The sequence below is a fragment of the Thermomicrobiales bacterium genome, from assembly GCA_037045155.1.
In the GTDB taxonomy this organism is placed as follows: domain Bacteria; phylum Chloroflexota; class Chloroflexia; order Thermomicrobiales; family CFX8; genus JAMLIA01.
Map to the genome: position 1 here is coordinate 1,027,473 of JBAOIG010000005.1, position 23,447 is coordinate 1,050,919.

At 63.1% G+C, this 23,447-nt stretch carries 13 protein-coding genes; 5 read left to right on the top strand and 8 right to left on the bottom strand.

The annotated features are described in order from the left end of the window. Nucleotides 1–45: 45 nt before the first annotated feature. Together V9F06_14860 and V9F06_14865 are read right to left on the bottom strand one after the other, a co-directional pair. Nucleotides 46–10,758, bottom strand: coding sequence for a hypothetical protein (locus tag V9F06_14860; protein ID MEI2618888.1), 10,713 nt, complete (start codon nucleotides 10,756–10,758; stop codon nucleotides 46–48). A 353-nt stretch (nucleotides 10,759–11,111) separates the two neighbouring features. After that, entirely contained in the window at nucleotides 11,112–11,354 is a 243-nt protein-coding gene (locus V9F06_14865; protein MEI2618889.1) for a hypothetical protein, read from the bottom strand. Nucleotides 11,355–12,019: 665 nt separating this feature from the next. Between V9F06_14865 and V9F06_14870 the strand changes: the two genes are divergently transcribed. Continuing rightward, on the top strand, nucleotides 12,020–12,220 hold the full coding sequence (locus tag V9F06_14870; GenBank protein MEI2618890.1) for a heme-binding domain-containing protein: 201 nt from the start codon (nucleotides 12,020–12,022) through the stop codon (nucleotides 12,218–12,220). Nucleotides 12,221–12,236: 16 nt separating this feature from the next. On the opposite strand, the gene map is transcribed toward V9F06_14870, so the two are convergent. The 3 genes from map to V9F06_14885 form a co-directional block, all read right to left on the bottom strand. Continuing rightward, the gene (gene map / locus V9F06_14875; protein MEI2618891.1) at nucleotides 12,237–12,995 is read right to left on the bottom strand and encodes a type I methionyl aminopeptidase; all 759 of its coding nucleotides are present in this window, start codon (nucleotides 12,993–12,995) and stop codon (nucleotides 12,237–12,239) included. Nucleotides 12,996–13,105: 110 nt separating this feature from the next. Then, nucleotides 13,106–15,049, bottom strand: a complete 1,944-nt coding sequence (gene acs / locus V9F06_14880) for an acetate--CoA ligase (GenBank protein ID MEI2618892.1) — start codon at nucleotides 15,047–15,049, stop codon at nucleotides 13,106–13,108. Nucleotides 15,050–15,146: 97 nt separating this feature from the next. Next, a complete protein-coding gene (locus tag V9F06_14885; protein ID MEI2618893.1) occupies nucleotides 15,147–15,635 on the bottom strand; it encodes a MarR family winged helix-turn-helix transcriptional regulator in 489 nt (162 codons plus the stop codon). Between the two features lie 347 nt (nucleotides 15,636–15,982). On the opposite strand from V9F06_14885, the gene V9F06_14890 reads away from it, so the two are divergent. After that, nucleotides 15,983–16,300, top strand: coding sequence for a hypothetical protein (locus V9F06_14890; GenBank protein ID MEI2618894.1), 318 nt, complete (start codon nucleotides 15,983–15,985; stop codon nucleotides 16,298–16,300). A 131-nt stretch (nucleotides 16,301–16,431) separates the two neighbouring features. After that, nucleotides 16,432–17,937: a M81 family metallopeptidase gene (locus V9F06_14895; GenBank protein MEI2618895.1), complete on the top strand. Its 1,506-nt coding sequence runs from the start codon at nucleotides 16,432–16,434 to the stop codon at nucleotides 17,935–17,937. 12 nt (nucleotides 17,938–17,949) lie between these two features. Here V9F06_14895 and V9F06_14900 read toward each other — a convergent pair whose 3' ends face one another. After that, nucleotides 17,950–18,297 (bottom strand): hypothetical protein, encoded by a 348-nt coding sequence (locus V9F06_14900; protein ID MEI2618896.1) that lies wholly within the window; start codon nucleotides 18,295–18,297, stop codon nucleotides 17,950–17,952. Continuing rightward, on the bottom strand, nucleotides 18,294–19,610 hold the full coding sequence (locus V9F06_14905; protein MEI2618897.1) for an HD domain-containing protein: 1,317 nt from the start codon (nucleotides 19,608–19,610) through the stop codon (nucleotides 18,294–18,296). Before V9F06_14905 ends, V9F06_14900 begins: the two co-directional genes overlap by 4 nt. A gap of 129 nt (nucleotides 19,611–19,739) precedes the next feature. Here V9F06_14905 and V9F06_14910 point away from each other — a divergent pair, with 129 nt between their 5' ends. Together V9F06_14910 and V9F06_14915 are read left to right on the top strand one after the other, a co-directional pair. Then, the gene (locus tag V9F06_14910; GenBank protein ID MEI2618898.1) at nucleotides 19,740–20,654 is read left to right on the top strand and encodes a proline dehydrogenase family protein; all 915 of its coding nucleotides are present in this window, start codon (nucleotides 19,740–19,742) and stop codon (nucleotides 20,652–20,654) included. Between the two features lie 90 nt (nucleotides 20,655–20,744). Continuing rightward, nucleotides 20,745–21,704 (top strand): TIGR03560 family F420-dependent LLM class oxidoreductase, encoded by a 960-nt coding sequence (locus V9F06_14915; protein MEI2618899.1) that lies wholly within the window; start codon nucleotides 20,745–20,747, stop codon nucleotides 21,702–21,704. Between the two features lie 219 nt (nucleotides 21,705–21,923). Here the strand turns inward: V9F06_14915 and V9F06_14920 are convergent, their stop codons facing one another. Then, nucleotides 21,924–23,288, bottom strand: a complete 1,365-nt coding sequence (locus tag V9F06_14920; protein MEI2618900.1) for a DUF3536 domain-containing protein — start codon at nucleotides 23,286–23,288, stop codon at nucleotides 21,924–21,926. Nucleotides 23,289–23,447 lie beyond the last annotated feature (159 nt).

The following is a 23,447-nucleotide window of genomic DNA, read 5'->3' on the forward strand; positions in this document are numbered from 1 at the left end:
GTTGTCTCGCCTTTCGATCTCGCTCTTTCGATCTCGCTCTTTCGATCAGTCGAAGCGCTTGATCCACATCCGACGTAGCCGTAGCACCGGCGTGCCCATCGAATTGCTAAGCGTGCTGAACACACTCAGGTCGAACTCGTAGAAGCCCGTGCGTTTGGTCGGGCTGCTGGGAATCTGCATCGCTGTCTCCCAGGTCCGAATGACAGCCGCGACGTCGTTCGCAAACGCGGATGCGCTCGACGGCTGGAACGGCACGTGATCCATGACCGGCAGATAGACGAAGAACTGATCGTCGACGCCTGGCCCGAGAACCGGGAACGCCGCGTTTCGCGGGTCGTGACCGTAGCGACAACCGACCTTGGTGAGCGGCCAGGGGTAACCGTTGTCGATCGCGATCTTGAAGATTTCGTTGAACATCGGTGTCAGGTATCCCACGAGCGAATCAGAAGTCTTCGTCACGCTGGCGGCGATATCGACGGGAACGGTCCGGTCGATGTATGGCTGCAACGGGTCGGTGAACTCACTCGCGCCGCTGCGATAGACGAATCGCTCGTTCGTTGTCCGTCCTTCGAGCTCGCCGAGATTCTCGTTGCGCGTGAGCCACATCCGACCGCGCGCGTTCTCGGTGCGAAGCACGTTCAGGTTCGAGAAGACGAACGACCGCGTCTGATTGTCGGGCACCACGCCCGACCAGCTGAACGAGTAGGTCACCGGGTCTCCGAGCGCGGCAGAAGTGGGGTAGTGCGTCAACTCCTGCGGCCCGTTTGTCTGCGGGTCGGGGACGCGCACCTCGGGGAAATCGCCAAAGAGCCTGCCCCCGATCGGCTCCTTGATTGCCAGTGGCTTCAGTCGGATGGTGACGACCGGGGCGTCCGAGTTCGGGTAGCCCACCGTCTCCGACAGATAGTAGGCCCAGTCGTCCTTCTGCCAGTCATACAGCTGGAGTGGGACATTCGGTGTCCAACTGCCCCATTTCGCGGCAACATCCTCAATCGCGTCGACCAGGCCCAGCAGTTGGGCAGGCGTTGGCTGAGTCTGATCCGCAACCGGTTTGTCTGCGCCAACCAGGCGCGAATACCGCAGGTCAAAGCGGCACAGCGCATGCAGGAGAGTCTCCTCCTCGGCGAGGAGCGCGCGCATACTCTGGTTCTTGTTGAACGCAATCTGCAGGTAGATGCGGTCTTGCGCCGCGCGTGGACGCTCGATCTGATACTCGTATTCCCACGCGGCAGCCTTGTCGAGAGTGACCGACTCGCCGGCCGCCGTCTCGGGCGTGCCGAACTGCCGCAGCACGGCTGGGGTGATCGGGAACTCCCGCAACGGGACTGGGACGTTCGTGTCGGCGCCAGCGGCGAACAATGGCGTTGGATCGTTGGGCAGCCGAGAGTCGTTCAGGATGCGCGTATTGTCCGGCAGGATCAGCTTCAGCCACGACGAGGAACGATATTCATAGTCACCGCTCGGCGGCGCCCAGGCGGGCTTGCTCGTCTGGATGTTGTGCTCGACGTAGGTGATCTGATACGCCATCTTTGCGGGCAGTTGAGCGCGCTCGCTATCGTGATCGGTCGAGAAGGTGAACGCCAGCTGCGGCGGGTTGCCAGCGGCGTCGTTGCCGAGCCGGAGCTTCGCCGTGCCAACGACGAATGGCGGTTCGCTGCCATCAGAAGGATCCAGTGAGACGACTGTGCCATAGAGATTCGGCACGACCCCGCTCGGCGTCTCCGAGTTCGTGACTGCTGCGTCGCAGGCAATGATTGTGTCCACATCGTAGGCTGCCGAGAGCGACTTGAGCAGCGCCTGCCGGAATACCTCACGTGACGCAGACTGACGGCCGGCGACGTCGTCGCCCTGGTAGATCGCCAGCATCCCGTTCGGAATTCCTGATGCAAGCGTCTCCTTGGCCCGCAGAATGCGCGCGAGCTTCGAGGAATCCGCCCGCCGCAGCGCGACCGCCCGATCCTGGGAGAGCATGTCGTCCACGATGGAAACGAACCGGCGCCCCAACTTGTCCATGTCGATATTGCTGAACGGGACCGTTGCAGCCGCATCGTCCGGGTCGGCGATCGTGACTGCCTCCAGTCGCGTCGAGAGCGGGGCGTTGGCGAAGTATGAGCGGCCATCGGGGTCGATCGAGTAGTGAATGCCCGTGCCGCCGGCCGCCACACCGCGGCCCATCCGGATCGTCCAGAGCGCCTGATCGTTGGTGTCGGAGTCGCCAATTGCCACGCGGAGCTCTGGGAACGCCTGTTCGAGCTTCTGGGCGAAGCCGACGAGAGAATCGGCGGAGAGCACGGTCATGTCTGCCGGCAGTGGCGGTAGATCGCGCTCCGCCTTTGTGTCCGGCTTGATCGTCGATGTCACCGCTCCGATCGAGGCCAATCGCGCCGTCGCGTCGGCGTCCACCTTGTTGTCCGGGCGAGACATGACGACGCTGACAGTGAGCGGATGGATGTTTTCCGTCTGGGCGTCGCGGCTGGCGCGGCTGATCGTGGCGGTCGTAATGATCTTCATGCTCGGGTCAGCCGCTGCCCCGCCTGTGACTTTCGCGTTGAGGAAGGCGAGCACCTCCTCGACCCAGCCAAGCAGTTCCGCATTGAGCGACGAGCCATTGGCAAGCGCGATCGAGGCGTTGCCGTTCAGTAGCGTCGTGTGCAGCTCGACGGTGGTGTTCTCGTCCTTCAGCTGGAACCAGATTGTTTCGTACTGCGCCCGCAGCGCCCTCGCCCGATCGACCGTTGCCGGGTCGGTGAAGCTGTCGGCTCCGAACTCGAGGATAATGACGATCTGACCGGCGGTGTTGACCTGATACGACGCCTTCGCCTCGGCCCACTCCGGGATCGAGATCAACGCGTCGGTGTAGCGAACGTCGAATGACTGGCTCGTTTTCGTCGGGAACAGGTTACCGAACGTGTCGAGCGCGGCGAGCTCGACCTCGAGCGTGTCCCCGACGAGGTCATACGGGCTGCGCGCGCCGGTATTGGCCACCAGCGGCGACTGCGTGCGACCGCCAGTGAGGAATGTCGTCCACGGAACGACGACCTCGTACGTCCATGGCATGCCGGCGATGTTGGCCGGCGCCTGTTCTGCGTCCAGCTTCAGCGGGCCGAAAGGCATCGACCAGCTTTCGTTGCTGACTGCCCACTTGCCGGCGTGCGCCCCAGCGTCCTTGATGCGATAGGCCAACAAATTGAACAACGTTGCGGTGCTTCTGACGATCCCGGTTGCTGAGGCGTCGGAGACATCGCGGCCGGCATAGAACGCGACCGTGCCGGCCGCGCCGACCGGTATTGCCACCTTCGCGGCGGCGTCGGTCGCCTTGATGTAGAAACGTTCGGGCTTGGCCGGCGTGGCCTTGTAGACGATGCCGTTCGCGTATGCGGGAAGTCCCTGGCTGGACGAGAGTCGGACGACCAGCAGGAGGTTGGCGGTGCCAGTCGTGCCGAACGCTTCGTCCGGAAGGCCGCCGCTGCCGTCGTATTCCAGGAAGAACCCGGGGGCATTGACGATGCTCGCTTCCCAGATCAGGCGCAGGCTGGCGAAGATGTCGGCGGCGTTCAGGTCGCCGTAGAACTTCTCGGCTGGTGGTTGGACTCCGGCAAGGCGTCGGGCTGTGCGGGGGGCGCTGATCGTGGAGAGATTCGTTTTCAGAATCCGGGCGGTATCGGAGAGTCCGGCCAACCCGCCGACCTCGTCGATTGCCGTCGAATGCAGAACGTCCACGCCGGCGATTGATGGCGAGCCGTTAATCAGATCGGTCATCAGGCCGGCGATTCGTCCGCGCGTCTGCTCGTCAGTGCCGCCGAACGTATAGGTGTCCTTCAGATAGACCCGCGATCCATTGCCGGCTGAGCCCGACACGAGTGGCGCTTCGACCCTGCCAGCCGTGAATGGCACGATCAACACCCAGTCATACTGCCCGGTCGTCAGATCGGTTCGGCTGATGATGTCATTGGAAAACTCATCGGCATAGACCACCCGGGAGACTGTGGAGGCCAGCCGGTCTGTCGTGCCCAACTCACCGAGCCGAGCAAGGAGCGGTGTCGAGAATGGCATCACCGCGTTGCCGAACGCGCTGCCACCATTGCTGTTGAGCGGTACGCGCTCGTCGATCGGGTAGTCAGGGCTGCGTTCGAGGTAGGGCTTGATCCGCGTGATCACCGGCTCACCTGCGCCGAAGTCGATCGCGTCTTTCACGTCGCCCGGCAGTGCCGTCAACATGTTGTAGTCGGCTCGCGTGGCGGTGGCCGAGGCCAGCGCAGCGCCGCCCGCGTCGGTGAGCGTCAGCTTCCAGACGACGTCGGTGTCCTTCGGCTCGTCGACCGTCGGAAGCACCAGGGCGACCGGGACCTGCTGCCCGGTCAGCGCGTAGAGTGGCTGGAATCCCGATGGCTTGGGCGGCGCGCCAGCGCTGAACGTGCCCGGCAGCTGATGCCCGCCGAGCATCAGACGCGACACCAGACCGGTGACGGGCTTGACGATGGCAGGGTGCTCGCGGTCGATGATGTCCTTGATGATCTGGGCCAACGACCATGTATCGGTGATCGTCGTGGGATCCTCGGCGCGCGGCGCCTTGTCCTCGATGGTGTTCTCGACGCCGGCCTCGAGCAGAAGCTCGAAGTAGGCCTCGAAGACGTGGGTGACGAGCGGCTTGGTTGTGACGGTGCTCGACCCGGTCGACCCGTCGCCGAGACCGAGGTGCTGCTCCACCTGGAGTACCAGTGATTGAAGGTAGGCGTCGAGATTGGCATAGAAGGCAGCGTCGCGCAGCGTCTGATCGGCGAAGACGACGGTCGTCTCACCATACGTCAGCTTGTAGTCCGGTCGCATCGGGAAGATCGTTGCCACGGTCTGGCTGGATCCGGCTGGCTTCAGCACCGCCGCCGCATCGGTGGGCGGATGGATCGTGAACACGAAGTTCGCGTCCAGGAAATCGCGCAGGGTCGCATACTCCAACTCCTGCCGCTCTCCATCAATGGCTGAGCGTAGTGTCACCAGGTCGTTGGCGGTCAGCACTGTGCTGCCAGTGGTGCTGGCGCCGAGGACGGTCTTCGCGGCCCAGGCGAACATGCCGGCCTGCAGGAATCGTCCGTGGAGCTCGGAGATGACAAACCCGGCCGCGCCGACGAGCTTCTCGCTCTCATCGATCGTGAATGGCGTGGCGAAGACGAGGTCGATCGGCAGCTTTCCACCCGCGCGGAGATCGCCGCCCGAATAGACAAACGCTGGATCGAACGATGCTCCCCACATTGCGCCCGGCGCGGTCCATGTGACGGTCGTGGCTGCGAGTGCCCGGCCGGCGTGTGGTCCGAAAGAATTGCCTGCAGCCTGTCCGGTCAGGACGTTGTCGCCCCGATCGACACTCTTCGGAGGGTAGCCGCTGGCATGCGCCAGCCAGTCTGGGCGCTCGTTGTTCTTGATCGTGAAGGTCGGCTGGAACTTGAACTCGAACTTGAAGCTGATCGAGATCGAGAAGAAGACCAGATGGAGCTCAACCGTCAATTCTGCCTCCAGCGTGACACTCAGCTGGATGCGGATATCGACGGCCGTCATGTAGCGGAACTGGAGGCCCAGGCTCGCCTTGATGTTCAGTGATGCAGACAGGCCAAAGCCCGCCTTTCGGACCTCGAACTTGCCCATTGCCAGCAGAACGAGGCCGAAACTGGCCTCGAGCATCAGGTAGTCGGCCGGCGCAGGCTTCCCGGAGTTGCTGGTTGAACCAACCCGGTCGATCGCGGCCGCGACTCCCTGGAAGACGAGCTGTGCCGTCAGGGAGAACTCAAATGAGAGCGGACCGCGCTTGTACGCCTTGCCGAAGCCCAGCTTCGCGGCGAATCCGAACTTCCATACCGAGTTCCACACGCCAAACATTGTGTCGAGATCGGGGATCGTGTACTCGGCATCGGCGCTAAGCCGCCCGAAGTATAGCCCGACCGCGCCCATCACCGGGAACGGCCCAATGAAACCCTGGATGGCGAACGATCGCGAGAAGTCGTAGCCGGTGGCAAAGCTGCCGCTCGGAAACCCGAGATCCAGCATGAAGCCGCCGTCGGTGTAGATCGCCAGGCTGATGACAGGCACTGTGATCGAAAACCCACCGACGTCCCAGTACCGCAGGACCTCGGGCAGGATCAGGGTGCCCTCGTAGACGCCGAGGTCGCTGTCGTCCCATAGGCGGCGATAGAGGATCTCGATCCGCAACCCGGCGAGCTTCTGTGCAAATGGGGGCAGCTTGTCGGCATTCTTGATCTCGATGAGACCACCGTAGATCTCGTCGGCCGTGTTGGCGATCACGGCGAACCGAAGCCAACCCATGATCGTAATGTCGATGCCGACCATCATCCCGGCTGACGGCGCGTAGATATCGCGCAGCACGTCATACAGGTCGGGGCCGGATTGCCCGTCGGGCAGCATCTGCTGCATCAGCGCCAGCGCGTCACCGACGGTGCGAACCTCGGGGCGAACATTCAGATTGGGGTCTCCGCCATCGGCCGTGCCGCGTCGCAGCCGGATGCCGCGCCCGATCGCCACATAGTCGATTTCGATGATTGGCGAGCCGGATCGGCCTGGCTTGCCCTCGTCGCTGCGCAAGCTGATGGTATTGGTCAGATGGATGGTCTTGCTTCGGGAGTCGGCAATGAAATTGCCGCTAATGCGCACGTCGGCCGTGTATGTCTCATCGCTGCTCGGCCATGGCTCCTGCGCGAAGAAGATCTCGAACTTCTCTGACCCTTTGAACGACCCCTGCGGGAAGGAGACATCGATGGACCGCGCCGTTGTCGTTGAGCGAATCACGCCGCCATCGAACAGTCTTGCCCTGACGTTGATCGTCGTGCTGGCGCCGATACCGCCTGTGTTCTGCACGTAGCCATGCGCCACCAGCTGGAAGTGCGTCGGCAGGTTCTTCGGATTCCGTGTGACCAACACCCGAAGCGCGGCGTTGGCCAGCACAATGACTGGATCCCCCGGCTTTGCCGGCGAGACGATCGGCGCGGGCAGTATGTCGACGCTTGATGTGCCGCTGCTGCCCTTGGTGGCCGAAAACGACGCGAACCATGCCGAGATGTTCTTTCCGCCATCGCCGAATGCGCCGCCGAATCCCTCATCGCCGGGGACCGGGGCGAACAGCATCAGCGACACTTTCGCGGTCCAGCGCATGATCGTGAGTGACAGCGAGTTGACGTAGATGAAGAAGAGCCGATCGTTGCTCGATGTCGGCACCTCTCCGAAACCGAAGTCCTTGAGCTCGGCCTTGAACATGCCCTTCTTGCCGATATCAAGGCCAGCCAGCGGCGTCCCCCACTGGAGCGCCGTGTAGAACACACCCTCGCCAGACTCGACCCAGGTGCCCTCTTTCCAGCCGGTATGGACGGTTATATCGATCAAGCTGCCGGGAGAGACGTTGAGCCCAACCCCCGCCGTGCTGATGTTGTACGAGATGATGTAGGTGACAGGGCTTGGGTCGGCGGCGTGCGATGTGCTGGCCGGCTGATAGGGGATCATCGCTTTCGACATCGGCACGAGATTCGGAATGGGGAAGACGCCAGCGTCGGCCGCCGAGAAGGTGCTGACGGACTCCGCGATCCCCTTGACGGTTAGCGGCGCCTTCTTGACGATGCTGTCATCACGCGCCTTCCCCCGCACCGTGTCGAACCGCATCGTATTTGGCGAGAAGATCCAGAACGGGTTGCCCATCTCCTCTGGTCTGGCGATATCATCGGTCATCTTGTCTTCCGCAAGCGTGTTGTAGTTCAGCGCGAGGCTGAGCTTGCCGAAGCCGACGCGGTCATAGGAGAAGAAGTCACGTCCGCCGAGATCGCGAGTCGCCAGAAACCCGGCCAGGACGAACTCTGCGATGTTGGAGTCGCCGACGTTCATGCCGATCTGGAGCATGTTGTAGTCAACGCGGGTGGATTCGATCTCGGTGATGACGGGGCTCACGTCTGGGAACCTGACGATTGCCCTGGTCTTGTCGAGGCCCTTTTCCGCGCAGACAATGAAGTTGTTCTTCAGCGGGTCAACACATCCGAAGCGGAAGACATAGGTCGGGATTCCGTCGATCTGCTGGAGCGAGCCCGACAGGTCGATCACGTTGATCGACTTCGTGCCGTCGGGCAGATCGACGATCGCAGGTGTTTCCTTGAATAGCCGGTGGAAGCGCAGGGTAACGTCGCTGATGAAGTTCTTGATGTACGAATTCTCGAAGACGATGCGCATGAACTTCACGCGATACGAGAAGTCGCTGATGTTGGCTATCGCATCCACTTCGATTGCGGACTTGGAATTGTCTGTCCAACGGGAGACGCCGGTCACTGGGCTATTCTGATTGGTGTAGTCGACCAGCGCCGACATCGAGCTGTTCTCGATACCCTCGATCGAGTTGTCGCTACCTTGCTTGACGTGCGCGATGTCGATCCGCAGATGGTGTGCCTTGAACGATGGGTCCATCCGGTTCGTCGCGGCGCTGTAGCTGTTCCCGCCGACGCCGGCCGTGGTCCTGGTCACGACCATCCCTGGCAGCAGCCCGCGGATCTCTCGTGGCATGTCGTTGGGGTTTCCAAGCGCCGCGTCAAAGACGACGATGCCGGCCCAGTTTGGCGCGTCGATGACGGTATCCAGGAACGTCTTGTAATAGCGGGCGACGTCGGCATCGGTATCGGCGCTGGCGCTGCTACCGCCGGCTGCCGCAGCCTTGGCTCGGACATCGGCGATGATACTCTGGAGTCTCGCCGAGATTGGCGCGGCATCGGTGAAGTTGTCCGGGTCCCGCCACTGACTCGTGTCGGCGACCATGTTGGCCAGCGACGTCCCATCGGCGAACTTCATCACCATGATGCTGCGTACGACGTTTTCCGCCTTCAGCGGAATGTCAGCGATGAAGCTCCAGCCGCTGATCGCCACTGAGTTCGAGGAGAATCCCGCGTCGGTGTCGTCGCTAAGCGTGTCGCGATGGGAGACGACGAGGAAGAGCTTGTTGGCGGCAAGCGCCTGTTGGAGCGCAACGGTCGGCGAGTCGATCGCAAGCTCGGTATCGTCCATCTTGCCGAGCAACAGCCGAGTGTAGCGGCTTGACGCGATGTCGACATCGACGACCAGCCCCTGAGGCGTCGTGCGCTTCTCGTTGCCGACGCCGGTTGCCAGGAGTCTGCGGACGGAACGAGCCGGGCTGGCCGCCAGCGCCATTGTCGAGGAGCGTTTGATGGTCTCGTCACGTGTCGGCACGAGGACGTCTCGCTCGAATAGCTCGTAGGTGTCGACATCGATCCCTGCCGCGTATGGTTCGATATTCACCCCGGCTACCGGAGTCATCGGGAAGGCCGTCTTGACCGTCGCAATCGAGACCTCGCTGAAGTCGAGGTATTCGGTTCCGGTGAAGATGCCATTTGCCTGATACAGCGGCGCCTCAGGCGGTTGTGCGAAGTAGTAGCGCTCGGTCGGGGCGCTTACCCCGGCAACCGTTGCCCACGATGTCTTGTAGTCGGGTGACAACAGCGCGCTGCCGCCGACGTTGAGATCGCCAAATGTCACGGCGTAGGCGTTGCGATCGAGCTCGAATCGTAGAAGGTCGCCGGCCGAACCGTTGCGTGGCCGGAGCCGGAAGTACTCGGTGCCAGATGCGCCCGCCAGAAGCGTGAGCATGCCGTGCTCGTCACGCGGTCCACTCGCGGCGATCTCAAAGCCGCCACCCGGCGTCAGATGATAGATCTCGGGCAGATCGGTGATCTCACGATTGAGGTTCAGCCGCGGACGGAGATAGAAGCGCCCTTTTGCCTGGACGTTCGCTAGCAGATCAACAGGAAAGCCTGCCGTCGTGCGGAAGTACGACGGCACCGGTGTCGGCTGGCCATTGGACTGTGGTGGGACGCGGAAGAACGATGAGAGTTGGTATGTCGGAAAGAACGTAGCCTCGAAGCTCAGCGGGCCATTGACGCGAGGTTTGTCGATCAGCGGATAGCGCAACGCGCGAGGGTTGGTCGAGCCGGCGGCCGGCCTGAGGTAATAGTAGAGCGACGCGTCGATCGCCCCGTAGCCGAACTTGGCCGTCGTGAGTGGCTCCAGCGTGAACTGCATGGCGCCGCGCAGCTCACCTCCGAACGGAATGAATGCTGTCGAAACCGCGGCGTAGCGTTGTGGCGCGACGGGTATGCGAAGCTCGACGGCGGTTGCGCGAGGCTTGAGCAGGATCTCAACGCCGGACCAGTCCGACTTCACCTGAACCTCGGACCCTCCGGCCACCGCGATGGTGAACTGCTTGAACGTGAACTTCTGCTCATAGGCTGGCGTAATCGGGTTGGGCTGGCGACGTGACGGGTTGGCTGCCAGGAGATCCAGCCGCTGGACGACGAGCGTTGCCGGCTGTCGGAGGTTTCCATCAAGCCAGACAAAGCCCACGTTGGCTTTGGTTGCGCTGCTGGGTAGACGAGTTCGGAGTTCGCGGATCAGCGCCGTAGCCCCGGCGGTATCGGTCGGGATCGATTGCCCCGGCGCAGTAAACAGGCACCATCCGGCGCCGCTAGAGTTGATTCCCCATCTCCAGACGTCCTGAATGGTGAGCTGGCTGGGTATGTGGGGGGTTCGATCGGGCACCAGGAACCCGACACTTCCGTGGCTTGTCGGGTCTACAGGCTGCTCCGCGAATAGCGGGGTCTGCCCGACACGAGTCAACGTCAACACAGGCGCCTCCGGCATTGGCTTACAGACACCATGGATGCTCACATCCGGCGTCTGGACGAGGGTCGGCAGAGCGATCGCGTCTATCACCGAGCAACGCACATCCACGCTTATTACAACGTGTGCGTCGCGACACGAGATTACTCCACCAAAAACAAGGTGCGCAGACGACCCCGGGGGAGCGGGAGCGTCGCGGTGCGATAGAAGTCGGGCACTGCAAACATCCTAGCGGACAAAGTCAGATCCTGCAAGCATCTTTCGCGGATGTGTCGCAGGATCCTGCCCGCGTCCGTTCGCGGCTAGTGGGGGGCAGCAGGTCGCCAGCGAGCATGATGCCGGTCACTCTGTTTCGCGACCTCTGCTGCTGCCATCGGGGGGTGGGCCCGCTGATACGGAACGGATGATTCATGCGCCATGGTCGACCCGAGCGATGGATACCAGCGCTACGCTGTGGTCGCGTTCGCGCCGTCGTCCTTCTGTCGCTTGAAGATCCACAATTCGTCGGTTGTCATCCCCGCGTTCGTCGCTCCGCCACTACTTGAGCGTGGCAGCACGGTCACCAGCTCCCAGCCCGTAGCGCCCAACTCTGGCAACATGCCAACGACGTTTTCATCCCAGCCGCCGGTGATTTCACCCAGCGTGATGGTGCGTTGGCGGTGGAAGACCCGATATTCCCAACGTTGCATTGTGATCTCCTCGATTCCGGCTGTCCACGCCGCTATTGTCCCCACGATATTGTGAGGGTGCTGACACACCGCTGCCAAAGGCGGCGCGCCGGGCGATTATTCTACGACCAGAGGCCAGACGCAAAAGCGGAGCTGTCATCCACCTCCGGCGCTCCGATCTGGGTGGGCTTCGCCCCGGACAGATCGTGTCGTTCGGCGCGAGGCTCCGGTCGGACGGCTCCCCCGACGCACGGTGTGAAGATCCTTGTCTTGTTGCGTGACAGAGTCGTGACGGCGCAGCTCTGGCGCGTGTCAGCCTCGTTACAGTCGCCACCAGGGGAGTTGACCCGCGCCGATGAGGATCTCAGACTGAATCCGGAGCCCGGAGATCGTGGACGCGGGGCGGCCCTCGTCATCGTAGGGGAGGCACGAGATGCGGCGGGTAAGATGGGCGAGAGTATTTCGTTGGACGGCGATCGGCTTCGTCGTGCTGCTTCTCGCGATTCAGCTCGTCCCCTACGGACGTGACCATAGCAACCCGGCGATCACCGCTGAGCCCGCCTGGGACAGTCCCCGCACACGCGAGCTTTCGCAGGTCGCATGCTTTGATTGTCACAGTAATGAGGTCGTCTGGCCTTGGTACTCAAATGTTGCGCCGATCTCATGGCTGGTGCAGAACCACGTCGATGAGGGACGGCGAAAGCTGGAACTTTTCAGAATGGGATCGAAAGCAGGAAACCGACGAGGTAGTCGAATCGATCGAGGACGGCGATATGCCTCCCGGCTACTATCTGTTGACACACCGCGCGTCACGGCTATCGGCGGCAGATGAGCAGGCGTTGATCGACGGCTTCGTTGCGATGTTCGGTCGTGGCAAGCATCGCTAGTGTGACGGGTATCCGCCTACAGCGCCGTCAGAATCTCCGGGCCGGCGGTGGTGATGACGATGGTGTGCTCATATTGCGCAGAGCGCGAGTGATCGTCGGTCACGATCGTCCATCCATCGGATAGCGTGTGGACCGCGCGTGATCCGGCTACGATCATCGGCTCGATCGTGAAGACCATGCCGGCGCGAAGCTCCGGCCCCTGGCCGGCCGGGCCGTAATGCGGCAGCGACGGCGCCTCGTGCATCTCGCGGCCGATGCCGTGACCGAAGAGGTCGTGAACGACCTTGAACCCGGCTGCGTTTACCACCTGTTCGATTTCCCAGGAGATGTCGGTGAGCCGCCGACCTGGCTGTGCCGTGGCGATCCCGACGTTCAGCGACTCCAGACAGACATCCATCAATCGCTGCGATTCGGCGTCTATCGTCCCGACGGCGTACGTGCGGGCAGCATCGCCGTGCCAGCCGCGGAGAATAACGCCGACATCGAGGGCGATGATATCTCCATTCAGCAAGACACGGTCACCCGGGATACCGTGCACAACGACATCATTGACTGAGGAACAGACTGATCCGCTGAAGCCATGGTAGCCCTTGAACGACGGCACGCCACCCTTGCCGCGGATGTATTCGTCTGCAATCCGGTCGAGTTGGCCCGTCGTTACTCCCGGCACGATCATCTCTTCCATCAGGTCGAGGATCTCGGCGACGACACGCCCTGCCTCACGCATCAGCGCGATCTGCTCCGGTGTCTTGAGGTAGATTCTGGATCGGGCCATGTCGGACGTACCGCCTTCGTTCTCCCGGGCTACGGACTCGAAGCGGGGGCGCCACAGACGCCCCCGCGACCTGATCTGGAATTGTACCGGACAGGCCGGCCGCCCCCGGCCTACTCTTCGAGCGTGCTGATGTCGCCGACCTCCTGGCCTAACTCCTGGGCCTTCAGGAAGCGGCGCATGATCTTGCCCGAGCGGGTCTTTGGCAGCGAGGTCACGAACTCCAGCTCCTCGGGCACGGCGATCGGGCCAACGTTCACCCGGACGTGCAGGCGCAGATCGTTGAGCAGGTGCTCGCTTGGCTCGTAGCCGGTCTTGAGGATGACGAACGCCTTGATCGCCTCGCCCTTGATCTCGTCAGGCTTGCCGATGACGGCCGCTTCTGCGACAGCCGGGTGGCTGACCAGCGCGCTCTCGATCTCCATTGAGCCGAGGCGATAGCCCGACTTCTTGATCACGTCGTCGACGCGACCCTGGATCCAGAAGTAGCCATCCGCATCGCGGTGGGCTGCGTCGCCAGCAAAGTAGACGCCCGGGATCGTGTTCCAGTAGGACTCGTAGCGTCCCGGATCGCGGAAGATGGTTCGCATCATCGCCGGCCATGGGTTGTGGATCACGAGGTAGCCGCCCTCGTCAACCCCGACCTCTTTGCCGTTCTTGTCGACAACGCTCGCCTTTACGCCCAGAAACTCCTTGGTCGCTGAGCCGGGCTTGAGCGGAGTGATCGGCGTCGGCGTGATCATCTGCATGCCGGTCTCGGTCTGCCACCAGGTGTCGATGACCGGCTGGCGGTTGCCGGCAATCTTGCGATACCAGATCCACGCCTCGGGATTGATCGGCTCGCCAACGGTGCCGAGCAGCCGGACGGTCGAGAGGTCGGATTCGGCCGGCCACTGGTCGCCGAAGCGCATCAGCGCGCGGATGGCGGTTGGCGATGTATAGAAGATCGTCACACCGTAGCGCTCGATCGTTCGCCAGATGCGGCCCGGATCGGGATAGTCGATAGCTCCTTCGTAGAAGACGCTCGTTGCCCCTGCGATCATCGGGCCATAGACAATGTACGAATGTCCAGTCACCCAGCCCGGATCGGCGGAGCACCAGTAGACATCGTCGGGGCGCATGTCGAACACATATTTCATCGTCGCGTAGACGCCGACCATATAGCCGCCGTGAACGTGAACGATGCCCTTCGGCTTGCCGGTCGTGCCCGAGGTGTACAGCATGTAGAGCGGCGCTTCGGCGTCGAGGTGCGCGATCTCGGTATCGGGGGTCGCGAGCGCCATGACCTCGTGATACCAGACGTCACGGTTGGGATACCACTTGACCTCGTTGTTGGCCCGCTTGACGTTGACGACACGCTTGATCGTCGGACACTGGCGGACCGCGTCGTCGACGATACTCTTCAGCCCGACCATCTTGCCGCGATAGAAGTAGCCATCGGCGGTGATCACTGCCTTCGCCTCGGCATCCTGGATTCTGTCGCGCAGAGCCTGGGCGGAGAAGCCGGAGTAGACGACTGAGTGGACCACACCGATGCGGGCGGCGGCGACCATCGCGACGATTTGCTCGGGGATGCGTGGCATGTAGATGACGATGCGATCGCCCTCTTTGATGCCCATGCTCTTCAGCGCGCCAGCGAAGCGGCAGACCTCGTGGTAGAGATCGCTGTAGGAAATCGTCCGTGTCGCCCCGTCCTCGCCTTCCCAGTAGAAGGCGACCTTGTTGCGGGTAGGGGTGCTCATATGGCGATCGAGTGCGTTGTAGACGATATTGGTCTCACCGCCAACGAACCACTTGGCATGTGGCACTTGCCAGTCCAGCACCTTATCCCACGGCTTGAACCAGTCCAGCTCCTCCGCCATCTCACCCCAGAACTCCTCGGAGTGCTCGACCGACCATGCATGGAGCTCGTCGTAGCTGGAGAAGCCTTTTGAGCGGATATAGGCTGTAATGTTGGCGCTCTCGACAACGTCCTCGCTCGGCTCGAAGACGCGTTCTTCGGAGAGGACGCGGTTTGTCGTTTCCCAGTCGAGACCCTTCGGCTTCGTCGTGGTCATTGCTCCTCCTTCGCTCCCTGTATTGTCTGGAGATGTGCGGTGATAGCAGTCCCTATCGGTCGATTCTAGCATCAGCCCGCAGTTTTCTGGCCAGCGCTTACTCCCCCTGAGAACCACCATCGTCCATCTGGATTATCACCTGTAGTGTTTTGCGAAGCGCCTCGAGCTGATCGCGACCGAGGATGTCCGCGTATTCCGCCTCGATCTCCTGCCTGACGGCGCGAGCATCCCCGAGGAACTGCCAGCCAACGTCTGTGAAGCGGACGAGCACCGCCCGTGCGTCCGCCGGGTCGACGTCGCGACGAACATAGCCCTGCCGTTCCATGTCGCGAACCAGCTGCCCCATCCCCTGCTTCGTCATGCCGGCCCGCTCCGCCAGCGTCGTGATCCGGGTCCCTTCCAGATCGAGATATGGCAGTAGCGACGTGTGCGTCAATGTCAGTCCGTGATGTCCACGCTCGTGGAGTCGCGCGATCGCGCGCGCGTTGACGGCGCGCTGCGCGCGCAGGAGTAGCCGGCCGATGTGCTGCTCTCGCATCTCGTGGATCTGCTCGGCTGTCGTCCCGATCGCGCTGGACTCTGGCATGCCCGGGTTATCTCCCTTGTCAAGATAGGTAAGGTCGTTTCCTGTATAGTCTAGCCAACGAAGGTCACCAGCGTATCGCCACGGCCCCGTGTTCGCATGGCTTCGATCGGCAGGCTGGTCGGGCCGATCGGCTGAAGAGCCCGGCTGGATCGCGTACAATCCTGCTATCTCGCAGCATCGCGGATGGCGAGCCTCGGGTTAGCAATGGAGGGTGGGTCAGTTAGCCTATGGCCTTGTTCAAGCGCAGTGTGACATCCGCGCCGTACGAGCCGCGGCGAGTCGGACCCGAGACTCCGGGCGCCTTGGTTTTCACTCTCCGTTCGACGCCCCGCCATCACGACGGGATTGTGGCGGCGATCGAGAGCACCGGCAGCGCGAAGGTCTATTTCTCCGAACCGCTCGCCTATCTTCGTGGGCAAGGGGTCGCGCTCTTCCGTATTGAGGCGACCGGGTTCGACTGGCTGCCGAATCTCTATCAGTTCTGGCGCAATACCGAGGCGATCGAGGCGTTCGCGTACGATATCGCCCTCTACGCCAACAACATTGATTATGTCACGACCCTGCGAGGCCTCGCGCCGGATGATGCCCGTCGCGCCATCGAGCGGGCGGCGTCGCAGACACCCGAGAATCCCAGGAGTCACTGGCGCACGCCACTGACGCACTAGCCCGCCCGTCAATCTGGCCCCCTGAATAGCGCCACACGACCGAGTCGCGTGGCGCTGTTGCGTTTGGCTACGAGCGGGTAGCATGGCCGTGGTTGCGCGCTCCGCAGGGCGAGTGTCGAGAGGGGGAGCAGTTGGCACATCGTGTTGTCATCGGTTCGATCATGCACGAGACGAACTCATTTTCGCCGGTGGGGACAACCTTCGCCTCATTCCACACCGGGCGCGACGATTTGGTGAACGGGATTGAGGTGATCGAGGATCACCGAGGCACGTTCACCGGCCTGGGTGGCTTCATCGATGTTGCCGATGCGGCCGGCTGGGATCTGATCGGGACAGTCAGCGGGCACGCGACGCCGAGTGGCAACGTCCCGGCGGCAGCATACGATGAGCTGAAGCGCAGGCTGATCGATCGAGTCCGACACGCCGGCGATGTCGATGGCGTCCTGCTCTATCTCCACGGCGCGATGTTGGCCGAGAACGCGCCGGACGCCGAGGGGGACCTCTGCGCGGCGGTGCGCGAGGTGGTCGGCGGCGACGTCCCGATCGTCGTTGAGCTCGACCTGCACGGCAACATCACCGAGGCAATGTGCCGGGTCGTGAACGCCGTTTACGTCTACCGAACGAATCCGCACATCGATGCCTACGAGCGCGGGATCGAGGCGGCACGCTGCCTGCAGCAGATCCTCGATGGCGCCCTCGTGCGGCCGGCAGTCTACATCTCCAAGCCGCCGATGATCCCGCCGACGATCAATATGCGCACCGCCGAGGGGCCGATGCGCGACCTGATCGAGCGTGGCATCGACTGGGAGGCGCACCCGGGCATCGTGACGACCGCCGTCTTCGGTGGCTTCGCCTACGCCGACTTCGATCAGGTTGGCGCCGCGATGGTGGTTACCGCGACCGATCCGGCGCTCGGCCAGCGCTGCGCCGATAGCCTGGGCCGGGCCGCCTGGGAGATGCGCGAGGAGTTTCTCAAGTCGATCCCGACCCCCGAGGAGGCGCTCGACCAGGCGTTGGCGATCATCTCGGCCGGGGCCGAGAGGCCGGTCGTGCTGGCGGACGTTGCCGATAATCCGGGCGGTGGCGGCAGCGGCGACACGACCGAGCTGTTGCGAGTGATCCTCGCGCGTCGCGTGCCGGGCGCTGCGGCGGCAATCTTCGATCCCGAGGCGGTCCAGCAGGCGATCGAGGCCGGGATCGGCGCCGAGCGCGATTTCCGGATCGGCGGGAAGGTGGGTCCGCCCGAGCACGGCCAGCCGCTTGAGGTGCGCGGTCGGGTGACGCGGCTGAGCGACGGCTTCTTCGTCGGCCACGGGCCGGTCGTGCGAGGACAGACAGTAGCTTCCGGGCCGAGCGCGTGTATTGAGGTGAATGGGTTCAAGCTCGTCGTCACTTCGATCCGTCATGCGGCGAATGATCGAGGCTACTTCAAGATGGTCGGGGTCGTGCCGGAGGAGGAACCGCTGCTGGTCGTGAAGTCGCGTGGCCACTTCCGCGCCGACTTCGAGCCGATCGCCGAGCAGATCATCGAAGTCGATGCTCCCGGGGCGGCCAACCCCAACGTCCTGCGTTACCCGTTCCAGCGCGTTCGCCGGCCAGTCTGGCCGCTGGATCCGGGCGTGGCCTGGGAGGAGTGAGACTACCTCGCCTCACCCCAGCAGGTGCGCGAGCCCGATCAGTACCGCGACGAACACGAGCGGCGCAGCGTTCCAGAGCCAGCCGCTGCCGCCACTCGCCATCGAGCCGGTCGGGGCAGCGTCGAGGTAGCTGAAGCGCGGGTCGAGGTGGCGGTAGGGGTTCTGGGGGCGGGCGAACTCTTCGAGCATCGCGATGCCGACCGCGGCGATGATCATGATCCCGGCCGCGATGATGTCCCAGCCGTAGCGCCCGAAGAGTGGACCCCACACCATCTGAATCACCACCCCGATCGCCAGCGCGACGAGCGTGGCCGCGACGCCAACCTTCATCTGCGCGACGATAGAGCGAATGGTCGTCATCGATCCGCCCTCCCCGTGGGCGTGGCCGACAGCAGCGGCAGCAAGAGCCGCTGCCAGTGCTGCCGGACATCGGCTCGATGCTGCTCGGCGCAGACGATGCGGATAAGCCGCCGGTGATCTTCGTACGCCTTGAGCTGCTCCGGTGACGCGCCGGCGACATCGTGCCACGGCATCAGTGGCGCGAAGCCAACCGGCGGGTTGTCGAAGCGCACCCAGACATCGGTTCGCCAGCGTTCGGGCTTGGGAATGTCGACTAGAATATCGCCTTGCTCAACCGGCCGGCCGGTGATGTGTCGTAACTGACTGACCATGACGTTTTCGAGAGCCCGGCGTCGGCCAGGATGGTCGAAGAGCGTGCCGAGGTAGACGAACAGCTCGCCTGCCCGCGAGCTGATCTCGACGGCTCGTTTGTGCAGCCTCCTGCCCGCTAGCGCGCCGACGAGCCGGCGCGTGGTGGCCGGCAGCTCCGGGGCGGCTAGCGCTGCCAACAGCGAGGCGTCGTCGTGGCGCGTTAGCTGCTCGGGCGGCAGCCCGGCGAGGACCGCCTCCTGAACGGCCCGTAGCAGCATCGCCATACAGGCGCGGTTAGTGTGGTGCCAGTAGACGTTGTCGAACATCTCCTGGCGAGCGTTGATCAGCGAGTGGAGCGGCGAGATGCCTTTCGCGTCGATCCCGATCGTGCGCCGACCTTCTACCTCGATCACCCGCAGCGCGCCCAGCAGCCGGGTCGTATCGACGCCGCCGTAGGGGACGTGACAGGCGCGAGCATCGCGCGGCAGATAGTCGAGCTTGTCCACGTCCAGCGCGCCGCTCAGCAGCCCGCGCACCATCCGGTCCTCAGCCGGTAGATCCTTGCCGCCGGGGCTGATCAGCCGGGCGACTCGTGCCGGATCGACGCGCCAGTCAGCGCGCAATATCCCGGCGATCTCGCTCTCGACGACGATCTGGCTGCCGACTTGTTCATGGCTGGCGATCGGTGCGCCCAGCTCTTCGATCGCGTGGCTGAAGGGATAGTGGCCGATGTCATGGAGCAGCGCGGCGGCGATCGCGACGCGGGCGGATTCGTCGTCGATTCCTGCGCCGCGCTCGTTCAGTCGCTCCAGTGCTTGTTGCATCAGGCACATCACGCCGAGCGAATGCTCAAAGCGAGTGTGCCTGGCGCCCGGCCAGACTCGCGAGACGAACCCGAGCTGCTGAATGCCGTCGAGACGGAGGAATTCGGGCGTGGCGATCAGCCGCGCCGCCTCGTGGGAGAGCGGGATCAGATCGTAGAGGCTATCGCGAATCACCGTTTCCGGCGTCAACCCGAACATGCGCGTTACTCCAGCATCCGTTCAAGGGTCATCGTAGTGATTCTATCCATCTTCCGCCGGTCGGGAGGCGCGACTGACTGCGTTACACTTCAGACGAAACCCATGTGATGTGGATCGGTGGAGGTGGGCATGTTGCGCTCGACGTTGATGTGGCTCGCGGGCAACCAGCAATCGGAGAAGATGGTCCGCGGCTGCCGGGTTACCCGATCGCTGATCGACCGATTCGTGGCCGGTGAGAACCTCGATGAGGCGCTGGGTCGCGTCCGTGATATCCATTCCCACGGTCAGCATACGACGCTTGACCTGCTTGGTGAGAACGTCTCCAGCGCGGCCGATGCCCAGGCTGCCGCCGACGCATACGTCCAGATTATCGGTCGATTGCGGGAGAGTGGGTTCGATCCGAATATCTCGATCAAGCTGACGATGATCGGGCTCGATCTCGACGAGGGGGCAACCTGGGAACGGCTGCAAACGATCGTCGGCCGAGCCGCCGATCTGGGCGGTTTCGTCCGGGTTGACATGGAGGGTTCGGCCTATACCGAGCAGACGCTCGCGCTCTTCCGTCGGATTCACGATCTCCATCCGGAGCATGTCGGAATCGTGCTCCAGGCAATGCTGTATCGGACCGAGCGCGACGTTGATGAGATGATCGAGCGGCGTGCTCGCGTGCGTCTGGTCAAAGGCGCGTATAACGAGCCGGAGACAGTCGCGTTTCCACTCAAGGGCGATGTGGACGCAGCCTATCGCCGCCACCTCGAGCGGCTGCTCGAGACCGGTAACTACCCTGCGATTGCCACCCATGATGAATCCATTCTGCGGGTGGCGCGTGGCTATGCCGGGCGGATGGGGATCGGCAAGGAGCGCTTTGAGTTCCAGATGCTCTACGGAGTCCGACGGGATCTTCAGCAGCAACTTGCCGACGATGGCTACAACATGCGAGTGTATGTGCCGTTTGGCACAAGCTGGTATCCGTACTTCATGCGCCGCCTGGCCGAGCGGCCGGCCAACGTCCTCTTCGTTGCCCGTAATGTCGTGCGCTCCTGAGTCTCCGATGGATGCTATGCTGCATCCCGCTTGCGCAGCGCAATAGCGGCGCGATCGGACTGGCTTCCGTGGCACGAAGGGGACGATGAGATGGTTCGACTTGGCATTATGATCGAGGGCCAGGAGGGCCTGACCTGGGAGCGTTGGCAGCGCATTGTGCGGGCCGGCGAGGACTTTGGTTACGACTCAGTCTGGCGTTCAGACCATCTCTACTCGGTGATGGCGGAGGTTTACCGGCCGACTCTCGCGCTGGTGCCATCGCTGACCGCCGCCGCAATCTGGAGCGAACGAGTCGAGCTGGGCGCGCTGGTGTCGCCCACGACGTTCCGTCACCCGGTGCATCTGGCGACCGAGGCTGCCGCGCTCGACCAGCTCACGGGCGGGCGTTACTGGTTCGGCGTCGGCGCTGGTTGGAACGAAGCCGAGCATCATGCGTTCGGTTTCCAGCTTCCTAACCTCGGAGAACGGATGGACCGCTTCGAGGAGGCGTTGCAGGTCATCACCCTGCTGTGGACTGGCGAGGTCGTCTCATTCAACGGCGTCCACTTCCAGCTTCGCAACGCGCAAGCGGCCTCGGTTCCGGTGACCGCCGGGGGAGTCCCGATGATCATTGGTGGCAGCGGAGAGCGTAGGACGTTGCGGATCGTTGCGAAATACGCCGCCGAGTGGAACGTCTCGACGATGACTGTCGATGCCTATGACCACAAGCGCGCGGTGCTGGCCGAACACTGCCGAACAATCGGGCGAGACCCCGAGACGATTCGTCAGTCGATGATGCTCGGCCATGTCATCGGCCGGGATGAACGAGAGGTTCTCGACCGGGCGAGGAAGCTTCAGGAGATTATTCCGTCGCTACGCGACGTGTCCGCCGCGGAGGCGCTCGACCGGGTCCGGCAGCGCGGCTACCTGGCCGGCACGGTGGACGAGGTGATTGAGCAGGCTCGCGAGCGAGGACGTCAGGGAGTCGAGCGCATCATGCTTCAGACATACGACCAGGACGATATCGACGGCCTGAAGCTGATCGCCGACGAGGTGGCGCCGAATATCTGAGGTCGAATCGACACACTCGCGCGAGGTCGATCATCCATTGCCCGCATACACGCTGGGTGATGGCGTTCGGCGGCGAAGGATCTCTCCGCGTTCGGTCGCTGTAGACCGGGGGAGGTCCTTCGGCGGTGAGAGCGCCATCTCCCGACGGATCGCCTCCGTCGCGTCGGAGCATGGAACCGCCGGGATGCGGTGATCTGCTGGGTAGCGTGGCCGGATCCCTCAGCCTGCAGCAAACATCTGGGCGGTATTGCTTGTCGGCCAGTGCAGCGTCGTTTCCAGATCGTGCCTGAACGACGCGCCAAGGAATGTGCCGAGCGTGTGATCGACCAGCGCGGCTGCCGCAAGACCGCGACGAATGCCGTAGGCGGGCTCCAGCCGGTCGATCGTCTCCCAGTAGAACGCGCACGACGCATACATCGATAGCCGCAATCGCTCGGCCTCGAGCAAGTCCAGGGCCACGGCAGCATCGGCACTGGTTGTGCGCCACGTCGAGAACCAGTCATCGAATGACACAGCGCCGTCAACGACATCAACGTAGGCGTCGCGCGCTGCCCACGGGTCGCGGAGATGTCTACTGCCGTGCTCCTCGAACGCGCGGTCGATCTGCGCTGCCAGCCGATCGAAGGCATTTCGCAGCGGTCGCTTCCATCCCGAGTAGCCCGACGTGCAGGAGCAGCCGTCCGCCCAGCGCGCAAGATCGTGTGCGCAGCCCCACGAAGATCGCTCAATCAGATCGGCAGTGGCCGTTGCCGGCCTCGTCGCGACATGCCAGTCCGCCGAGACGGGTGTCACCCCACGTTCGCGCAGCCGGCGGACAAGCAGATCCTGGAGGAACAGATCCTTGAACTTGTGATGGTGGCCATAGACCTCGCCATCCGTCGTGATTGCCACCAGCGGATCGGCGGTGTTGCGTTGCTCGAACGCTGGCAGCACATGCGAGGCGACGAATTCGGCGGCGTTGGCCGTCGCGATCGGGTCAAATGAAACGCACCCGCCCAGGCCCGCGTCATAGACAACGGCTTCGAACGGCCGGCCCGTCGCCAACGACAGCCGGTACGAGCCGTACATCTCCCCGGTCGGACGAACCTGATCCGGGGCAAGGATCGTATAGCGCAATCCCTCGTCGGCGCACATCTCCAGGGTGGTGCTATCGACCGCCGTTTCGGGCAGCCAGATGCCAAGCGGCTTTCGACCGTATAGCAGCTCGAACGAGCGGACGCCCCATCGGATCTCGGTCCGGCGGTCCCGTGGTGAGTCGAGTGGCAGGATTGTGTGGTGATACCCCTGAGCGATCGCAGAGCCGTGACCTGTTGCCGTCCGCGCGTTCTGATCGGAGCGGACGACGCGGGAGAGGACATCCGGATGCTGGCGACGCAACCACGTTGCCAATGTAGGACCGAGGTTGAAGCTCATCCGGCTCAGGTTACCGAGGTCAGCATTTGGCCGGTAGCACTCGGCCAGGATCTTCTCGTTGTAGTCATGAAACGGGCTTGCGCCCGGTTCCCAGGGCATCTCCCCGGATGTGGGATGTTCCCGAGGAGGCTGATAGAAATGCCCATGAACGATTGCGTAACGGGTGCTCACATAGCGTCCTGTTCGTGACTTGAAGCCCCCCAATGCAACGCTGGCGGCAGGGGTGGGGAGATCCCGTCGTCGTACTGCTTACATGTTGTGTTGTACGTACAGTATCACACTTTCCGGAGTTCGCACGGGTTGCCGCCCGCTATGGGCATCGCGTCCAGA